Here is a 7,659-nt window from a genome sequence, read left to right as displayed (position 1 = left end):
TGCGGCGTAGGCCGCAGGGTGCTGACGGCCTCGTCGCCCGGGCCGTAATTCCCGGTCAGGCCGCCACGGCGGGTGTCGCCGCCGCCTTGAGTGTCCAGCGCCAGGGCAGCAATTCGTCGAGCCGGTGGGCCGGGTGCGCGGCAATCCGGGCTAGGACGTCGGCCAGCCAGGCCTGCGGGTCGACGCCGTTCATCTTGGCGGTGACGATAAGGCTGTACAGGGCGGCGGCACGCTGGCCGCCGCGGTCGGAGCCACAGAACATCCATGACTTCCGTCCGAGCGCAATGCCGCGCAAGGCGCGTTCGGCGGCATTGTTCGACAGGCAGACGCGGCCGTCGTCCAGGAACAGGGTGAAGGCAGACCATCGCTTCAGGATATAGTCGATGGCCTTGGCGAGGTCGTGGCCACGGGACAGCTTGGCGCGCTGCTCGTGCAGGTAGGCCCGCAGGTCCTCGACCAGCGGCTTGCTCACTTCTTGGCGGACCGCCCGGCGTTCGTCCGCGCTCTTGCCATTGATCGGCCGCTCGATGTCGAACAGGGCATCGATGCGGCGCACCACCTCGATGGCGATGGGCGAGAGCGCGATCGTCTTCTTGCCCGCCGCCTGGCGCCGGGCGTTCTCCTCAAGATCGGCCATGGCGAAGAACGGCCGCCGGGCATGCACCCAGCATCCCGCCTCCCGGATGGGGCCGGGACTTCGGTCGGCCGCGTAAAGCGCGCGATAGCCGTCAAAGGCGTCGGCCTGGAACAGCCCGGCATATCCGGCCAGGTGGCCCTGCGGATGCTCGCCCTTGCGGTCGCGCGAGTAGCGGAACAGCGCCGCCGGCGGCGCCGTCCCGCCGAACGGCCGGTCGTCACGGACATAGACCCAGCAGCGCCCGGTGTCGGTCTTGCCCTTGGCCAGGACCGGCACGGTCGTATCATCGCCATGCAGGCGCTCCGCCGCCATCACATGGGCCTCGACCCGCCGCAGCAGCGGCTCCAGCGCGGCACAGCTCGCCCCCACGGCGTCGGCCATGGTCGACAGGCTGACCGGCACGCCTTCCAGCGCATAGCGCTCGGCCTGCCGGTTCAGCGGCTGGTGCTGGCCGAATTTCTCAAACAGGATCATCGCCAGCAGGCTGGGGCCCGCCCATCCCCGGGGAATGGCATGGAAGGGGGCGGGGGCCTGGCTCACCTTCTCGCAGTCCCGGCAGCTGAACTTCTCCCGCACCGTCTCGACCACCTTCCACTGGCGCGGGATCACTTCCAGCGTCCGGGTCACGTCCTCGCCCAGCTTGCGCAGCCGCGTGCTGCCGCAACAGCCACAGGCCGTCGGCGGATCGATCACCACCCGCTCACGCGGCAGATGGTCGGGGAATGTGGCGCGCTCGGCATGCTTGCGGGTGAAGCCCGCCACGGTCGTGGTCTTGGCGACGGCGGTCTCCGCCGCCAGCTCGTCCTCGGTGGCGCTGGCCTCCAGTTCCTCGAACCGCAGGGCCAACTGATCGACCAGCCGCGCCGACCGTTCCGAGCGCTGGCCATAAACCTGGCGCTCCAGCTGGGCGATCCGCAGCTTCTGGTGCGCGATCAGGGCCAGGTCTTCCGACGCCCGCGCCCGTGCCACCGCCAGCTCCGCCGCCGCTTCCAGCGCCTGCGCGCGCGCCATCACCAGTGCTGCTTTCAGCGCATCGATGTCGTCCGGCATGGGGGCATGATCGGTATCCATGACGCTGAGTGAATCATGAATCCGCCCCCGCCGCTCCTGGAAAGTGGCGCTGGTCGACCCTATCCGGCACTGCTCGGCCGCCAGGTGTGCCGGGGGTTGCGCCAATCGATGCCGTCGAGCAGATAGGCCAGCTGCGCCGCCGATATCCCCACCACGCCGTCGGCCGGTGACGGCCACAGGAAGCGCCCCTTCTCCAGCCGCTTGGCGTAAAGCGACATGCCCAGGCCGTCATGCCACAGGATCTTGATCAGGTCGCCCCGGCCGCCCCGGAAGACGTAAAAGTCACCCGCGTGCGGATCGCGGCCCAGCGCCTCCTGCACCTGCAGGGCCAGGCCGGTCATCCCCCGCCGCATGTCCGTCCGGCCCACCGCCAGCCAGACCCGCACCCCCGACGGCACCGGGATCATCGCCGCTCCAGAACATCAAGCACACGGCGGAGCGCCTTGCCATCAACCGTGGCCTCAACCCGAAGGCGGTAGCCGTTCGGCAACTCGATCTCGATCCGCCCAGCATCCGCCGGTGCCGACCTCTTCTCCGCGCTTCGCACGTCCGTGATCGTCACCGGCAGCAACGCGGGGCCGGCCTCACACGTAGGGGCCAGCAGACCATCGCCATACTGCCGCCGCCAGATGAACAGCTGGTTGGTGTTCACGTCGTAACGCCGCGCGACCACCGAAGCCGACGCGCCCGGCTCGAACGACGCCGCCACGATCTCACGCTTCAGCGCTTCACTCCACGTCCGACGCCGGCGCTTGCCGCCCATCGTGTCCATTATCCCGCTCGTGGACACTTCACACCCTCACAGGCCAGATCTCCTGCCATCTTCAGCGAGCGGTATCACAGATGGAAGGCGGCCCTCAGCGGAGGGGTACCGATCATCCGCTGCACACACAGGCTCACGACATCATGAGCGTATCGTGGACCGGATGGCACCATGCCGCCATGGTCGTCCGCGTTTAACCGGACGTAGTCGGTTCACAGCGTAAGCATGCGGCGTAGGCCGCAGGGTGCTGACGGCCTCGTCGCCCGGGCCGTAATTCCCGGTCAGGCCGCCACGGCGGGTGTCGCCGCCGCCTTGAGTGTCCAGCGCCAGGGCAGCAATTCGTCGAGCCGGTGGGCCGGGTGCGCGGCAATCCGGGCTAGGACGTCGGCCAGCCAGGCCTGCGGGTCGACGCCGTTCATCTTGGCGGTGACGATAAGGCTGTACAGGGCGGCGGCACGCTGGCCGCCGCGGTCGGAGCCACAGAACATCCATGACTTCCGTCCGAGCGCAATGCCGCGCAAGGCGCGTTCGGCGGCATTGTTCGACAGGCAGACGCGGCCGTCGTCCAGGAACAGGGTGAAGGCAGACCATCGCTTCAGGATATAGTCGATGGCCTTGGCGAGGTCGTGGCCACGGGACAGCTTGGCGCGCTGCTCGTGCAGGTAGGCCCGCAGGTCCTCGACCAGCGGCTTGCTCACTTCTTGGCGGACCGCCCGGCGTTCGTCCGCGCTCTTGCCATTGATCGGCCGCTCGATGTCGAACAGGGCATCGATGCGGCGCACCACCTCGATGGCGATGGGCGAGAGCGCGATCGTCTTCTTGCCCGCCGCCTGGCGCCGGGCGTTCTCCTCAAGATCGGCCATGGCGAAGAACGGCCGCCGGGCATGCACCCAGCATCCCGCCTCCCGGATGGGGCCGGGACTTCGGTCGGCCGCGTAAAGCGCGCGATAGCCGTCAAAGGCGTCGGCCTGGAACAGCCCGGCATATCCGGCCAGGTGGCCCTGCGGATGCTCGCCCTTGCGGTCGCGCGAGTAGCGGAACAGCGCCGCCGGCGGCGCCGTCCCGCCGAACGGCCGGTCGTCACGGACATAGACCCAGCAGCGCCCGGTGTCGGTCTTGCCCTTGGCCAGGACCGGCACGGTCGTATCATCGCCATGCAGGCGCTCCGCCGCCATCACATGGGCCTCGACCCGCCGCAGCAGCGGCTCCAGCGCGGCACAGCTCGCCCCCACGGCGTCGGCCATGGTCGACAGGCTGACCGGCACGCCTTCCAGCGCATAGCGCTCGGCCTGCCGGTTCAGCGGCTGGTGCTGGCCGAATTTCTCAAACAGGATCATCGCCAGCAGGCTGGGGCCCGCCCATCCCCGGGGAATGGCATGGAAGGGGGCGGGGGCCTGGCTCACCTTCTCGCAGTCCCGGCAGCTGAACTTCTCCCGCACCGTCTCGACCACCTTCCACTGGCGCGGGATCACTTCCAGCGTCCGGGTCACGTCCTCGCCCAGCTTGCGCAGCCGCGTGCTGCCGCAACAGCCACAGGCCGTCGGCGGATCGATCACCACCCGCTCACGCGGCAGATGGTCGGGGAATGTGGCGCGCTCGGCATGCTTGCGGGTGAAGCCCGCCACGGTCGTGGTCTTGGCGACGGCGGTCTCCGCCGCCAGCTCGTCCTCGGTGGCGCTGGCCTCCAGTTCCTCGAACCGCAGGGCCAACTGATCGACCAGCCGCGCCGACCGTTCCGAGCGCTGGCCATAAACCTGGCGCTCCAGCTGGGCGATCCGCAGCTTCTGGTGCGCGATCAGGGCCAGGTCTTCCGACGCCCGCGCCCGTGCCACCGCCAGCTCCGCCGCCGCTTCCAGCGCCTGCGCGCGCGCCATCACCAGTGCTGCTTTCAGCGCATCGATGTCGTCCGGCATGGGGGCATGATCGGTATCCATGACGCTGAGTGAATCATGAATCCGCCCCCGCCGCTCCTGGAAAGTGGCGCTGGTCGACCCTATCCGGCACTGCTCGGCCGCCAGGTGTGCCGGGGGTTGCGCCAATCGATGCCGTCGAGCAGATAGGCCAGCTGCGCCGCCGATATCCCCACCACGCCGTCGGCCGGTGACGGCCACAGGAAGCGCCCCTTCTCCAGCCGCTTGGCGTAAAGCGACATGCCCAGGCCGTCATGCCACAGGATCTTGATCAGGTCGCCCCGGCCGCCCCGGAAGACGTAAAAGTCACCCGCGTGCGGATCGCGGCCCAGCGCCTCCTGCACCTGCAGGGCCAGGCCGGTCATCCCCCGCCGCATGTCCGTCCGGCCCACCGCCAGCCAGACCCGCACCCCCGACGGCACCGGGATCATCGCCGCTCCAGAACATCAAGCACACGGCGGAGCGCCTTGCCATCAACCGTGGCCTCAACCCGAAGGCGGTAGCCGTTCGGCAACTCGATCTCGATCCGCCCAGCATCCGCCGGTGCCGACCTCTTCTCCGCGCTTCGCACGTCCGTGATCGTCACCGGCAGCAACGCGGGGCCGGCCTCACACGTAGGGGCCAGCAGACCATCGCCATACTGCCGCCGCCAGATGAACAGCTGTAAGCGTCAGCGGATCACCGCGTCTTTGCCTTTTTCGGTGCTGACCGGCGAGCGGCGATGCGGGCGAGTCTTTGCCTGACCGGTTGCTCATCGAAGGCGCCAGGATCGTAGTCACCGAGCCACTCCTTGACCTCATCGTGATCGGGATGGTTCGGGTCAGCGAGGATGTCGAGTTGAGCATAGAAGCCAGGAATGCCGCCGCAATCCTCCGGCGGCGCGGCACCTTCCCCGGCGACGTAGCGGGGATAGGCGACACCCATTTCGGGCGGACGGGGCCGGGTCACAGTCAGTTGATGTTCCCAGCAGTCACCGAAGTCGTAGGTGTAGAGGAGCTTGGTCTTGCGAGGCCGCAGCAGGTCTTGAAGCGGCAGCTTGGCGGCCCGGCTTTGGGATATCTCCTCGCTGTCGCTGGCGAATGACCAGAGATGGGCATCCTGCCATTCCATGGCGGCCTGGATGACGCCATGAACTTGCTTCAGCGTCATCGTGATCGGCACCTCGACCTCGCGCCAGATCGGCGGGTCGGTGTCGAGCAGATCGATGCGGACTGTCGCGATGAGCTCTGGCGGGAGGGGGGCGTCGGCGGTCATGCCGCGAGTTTGTCAGCCCGGCGTGTCCAGTTCCAGGGCAGAAGTTCGGCCAGCCGGTTGATCGGATGGCCCTTGGCCATGCGGTCCAGGACATCCGCCAGATAGGCCTCGGGGTCGAGCCCGTTCAGCTTCGCCGTCTCCAGGACGGAGTAGAGGAGTGCCGCCCGGTCGCCGCCCGCCTCGGAGCCCAGGAACAGGAAGTTCTTCCTGGTAAGGGCGATGCCACGCAGGGAGCGCTCGGCGGGATTGTTGTCGATGGCGATGCGGCCGTCGGCGACATAGAGGGTGAGCGCGTTCCAGCGGTTCAGCGCATACCCGATCGCCTTGCCCAGCGTGTTCTTGGCCGACAGGCGCCGCTGCTGCGCCTCCAGCCATGGTTTGAGGTCGTCGAGGATGGGAACGGCGAGTTGCCGTCGCGCGTCCCGGCGCTGGTCGGCCGACAGGCCGGTGATCGTGGCCTCGACCTCGTAGAGCCGCCCAATCCGGCGCAAGGCCTCTTCGGCGATGGGTGACCTGGTCTTCTCGTACTGGTCGTAGAGGTGCCGCCGCGCATGCGCCCAACAGGCCGCATGGACGATACCTGGTGGAACGATACCGGGCGGGACCAGGCCCGATGGCCGGGTCAGGGCCTCATAGCCCGTGTAGGCGTCGGCCTGGATCACCCCGCTGAACCCGGAGAGATGCTCACGCGGGCGCTCGCCCTTGCGGTCCGGGCTGAAGCGATAGAACGCCGCCGGCGCACGGTCACCGCACCAGGGCCGCTCATCGACCAGATAGGTCCAGAGCCGACCGAGCCTGGTCTGGCCGTTGCCGGGGGCCAGCACCTTGACCGGCGTGTCGTCGGTGTGGATGATTGGCGCCGCCATCACATGGGCGCCGATCAGACCGGCCAGGGGGGCTACCCACCAGGCGGCATGGCCGACCCAATCGGCCAAGGTCGCGCGCTCGATCGCGATGCCCTCACGCGCCAGGATCGCCGACTGCCGGTAGAGCGGCAGCCCGTCCAGGTACTTCGACACCACGACATTGGCCAGCAGGCCGGCCCCGGGGCGGCCCTTCTCCACCGGCAGGTCCGGGGCCGGCGCCTGGAGGACGGCCTCGCACGCCCGGCAAGACAGCTTCGGCCGGATGTGGCGGATCACCTTGAGCCGGGCCGGGATCTTCTCCAGTACCTCGGTCACGTCCTCACCCAACCGGGAGAAATGCGTGCCGCCGCAGCCGGGGCAGACGTCGCCTGGGGAATGGACGACCTCTTCGCGTGGCAAATGCTCCGGCAGAGGACGGCGCACCGGATGACGCTGGTCCCGCTGGCGCCGTTCCGGGGCCGCGTTCCCGCCATCCAGCGACGGCGCCGTCCGGGCGGCCTCGCCTTCCTCCAGGTCTTCCAGCATCAGTTCCAGTTGGGCGATCTGCCGGTCGAGCTTCTCCGACGAGCGGCCGAACTGCATCCGGCGAAGCTTGGCCAGTTGCGCCTTATACTGCTCGATCAGGAGACGTGCGCCGGTCAGTTCCGCCCGCGCCGCGGCCAGTTCGGCCTCGCGTTCGGCGAGCCGGGCACGAAGCTCGGCGATCTCTGCGGCAACGTCGGTCATGGGGCGGATTCTACCCGAAAACACCACCACCGGCAGGGTGGTGGACAGCATCCGAGTCACTATGACGCGCCGGGGGCCGCATGGAACCGAGCGTGCTCAGCAGGCCGCGTCCGGCTGCCAGGTGCGCACCGGCGTCCGCCAATCGATCCCTTCCAGCAGCATGGAAACCTGGGCGGAGGTGAGCACGACCGAGCCCTCCCGGGCCTGCGGCCAGACGAACCGGCCGCGCTCCAGCCGCTTGGAGAACAGGCAAAGGCCCTGGCCGTCCCACCATAAAATCTTGATCAGGTCGCCCCGCCGCCCCCGGAAGGCGTAAAGCGCGCCGTCGTGGGGATCAAGCCTCAGCATCGTCTGCACCTGGGCGGCCAGGCTGTCGAACCCACGGCGCATATCGGTCGCGCCGCACGCCAGGTAGATGCGCACATTGCCCGG

Annotated in this window: 8 protein-coding genes (1 of these 8 only partly in view); all 8 read right to left on the bottom strand. The window is 68.7% G+C overall.

Features of this window, described 5'->3' with window-relative positions; translation table 11 throughout:
• Window positions 1-55: 55 nt before the first annotated feature.
• Window positions 56-1,708 (bottom strand): IS66 family transposase, encoded by a 1,653-nt coding sequence (gene tnpC / locus UCD39_RS13650; protein ID WP_442943529.1) that lies wholly within the window; start codon window positions 1,706-1,708, stop codon window positions 56-58.
• 59 nt (window positions 1,709-1,767) lie between these two features.
• Window positions 1,768-2,115 (bottom strand): IS66 family insertion sequence element accessory protein TnpB, encoded by a 348-nt coding sequence (tnpB, locus tag UCD39_RS13645; RefSeq protein WP_330494124.1) that lies wholly within the window; start codon window positions 2,113-2,115, stop codon window positions 1,768-1,770.
• Complete coding sequence (tnpA, locus tag UCD39_RS13640; RefSeq protein WP_330494123.1) at window positions 2,112-2,480, bottom strand: IS66-like element accessory protein TnpA; 369 nt, start codon at window positions 2,478-2,480, stop codon at window positions 2,112-2,114. The genes tnpB (UCD39_RS13645) and tnpA overlap by 4 nt, the downstream gene beginning before the upstream one ends.
• Window positions 2,481-2,752: 272 nt before the next feature.
• Window positions 2,753-4,405: an IS66 family transposase gene (gene tnpC, locus UCD39_RS13635; protein WP_442943529.1), complete on the bottom strand. Its 1,653-nt coding sequence runs from the start codon at window positions 4,403-4,405 to the stop codon at window positions 2,753-2,755.
• A gap of 59 nt (window positions 4,406-4,464) precedes the next feature.
• Window positions 4,465-4,812: an IS66 family insertion sequence element accessory protein TnpB gene (tnpB, locus tag UCD39_RS13630; RefSeq protein WP_330494124.1), complete on the bottom strand. Its 348-nt coding sequence runs from the start codon at window positions 4,810-4,812 to the stop codon at window positions 4,465-4,467.
• A gap of 247 nt (window positions 4,813-5,059) precedes the next feature.
• On the bottom strand, window positions 5,060-5,635 hold the full coding sequence (locus tag UCD39_RS13625; RefSeq protein ID WP_330494633.1) for a plasmid pRiA4b ORF-3 family protein: 576 nt from the start codon (window positions 5,633-5,635) through the stop codon (window positions 5,060-5,062).
• The gene (gene tnpC, locus UCD39_RS13620; protein ID WP_330494634.1) at window positions 5,632-7,227 is read right to left on the bottom strand and encodes an IS66 family transposase; all 1,596 of its coding nucleotides are present in this window, start codon (window positions 7,225-7,227) and stop codon (window positions 5,632-5,634) included. The genes UCD39_RS13625 and tnpC (UCD39_RS13620) overlap by 4 nt, the downstream gene beginning before the upstream one ends.
• Window positions 7,228-7,323: 96 nt before the next feature.
• Window positions 7,324-7,659 carry the 3' portion of an IS66 family insertion sequence element accessory protein TnpB gene (gene tnpB / locus UCD39_RS13615; RefSeq protein ID WP_044559820.1) on the bottom strand. 12 nt of this gene lie beyond the right edge of the window, so only the last 336 of its 348 coding nucleotides appear in the window; the start codon falls outside the window, past its right edge; it ends in the stop codon at window positions 7,324-7,326.

Origin of the sequence: Nitrospirillum karajorum (genome assembly GCF_036348415.1) — a bacterium.
Taxonomy (GTDB): domain Bacteria; phylum Pseudomonadota; class Alphaproteobacteria; order Azospirillales; family Azospirillaceae; genus Nitrospirillum; species Nitrospirillum amazonense_B.
This window is presented reverse-complemented; position numbering and strand designations above follow the sequence as displayed.

What these genes read in the sequence shown, in the direction of transcription:
- tnpA (WP_330494123.1), bottom strand. Translation starts at nt 2,480, where the DNA reads ATGGACACGATGGGCGGCAAGCGCCGGCGTCGGACGTGGAGTGAAGCG.
- tnpC (WP_330494634.1), bottom strand. Translation starts at nt 7,227, where the DNA reads ATGACCGACGTTGCCGCAGAGATCGCCGAGCTTCGTGCCCGGCTCGCC.
- tnpB (WP_330494124.1), bottom strand. Translation starts at nt 4,812, where the DNA reads ATGATCCCGGTGCCGTCGGGGGTGCGGGTCTGGCTGGCGGTGGGCCGG.
- tnpC (WP_442943529.1), bottom strand. Translation starts at nt 1,708, where the DNA reads ATGGATACCGATCATGCCCCCATGCCGGACGACATCGATGCGCTGAAA.
- UCD39_RS13625 (WP_330494633.1), bottom strand. Translation starts at nt 5,635, where the DNA reads ATGACCGCCGACGCCCCCCTCCCGCCAGAGCTCATCGCGACAGTCCGC.
- tnpC (WP_442943529.1), bottom strand. Translation starts at nt 4,405, where the DNA reads ATGGATACCGATCATGCCCCCATGCCGGACGACATCGATGCGCTGAAA.
- tnpB (WP_330494124.1), bottom strand. Translation starts at nt 2,115, where the DNA reads ATGATCCCGGTGCCGTCGGGGGTGCGGGTCTGGCTGGCGGTGGGCCGG.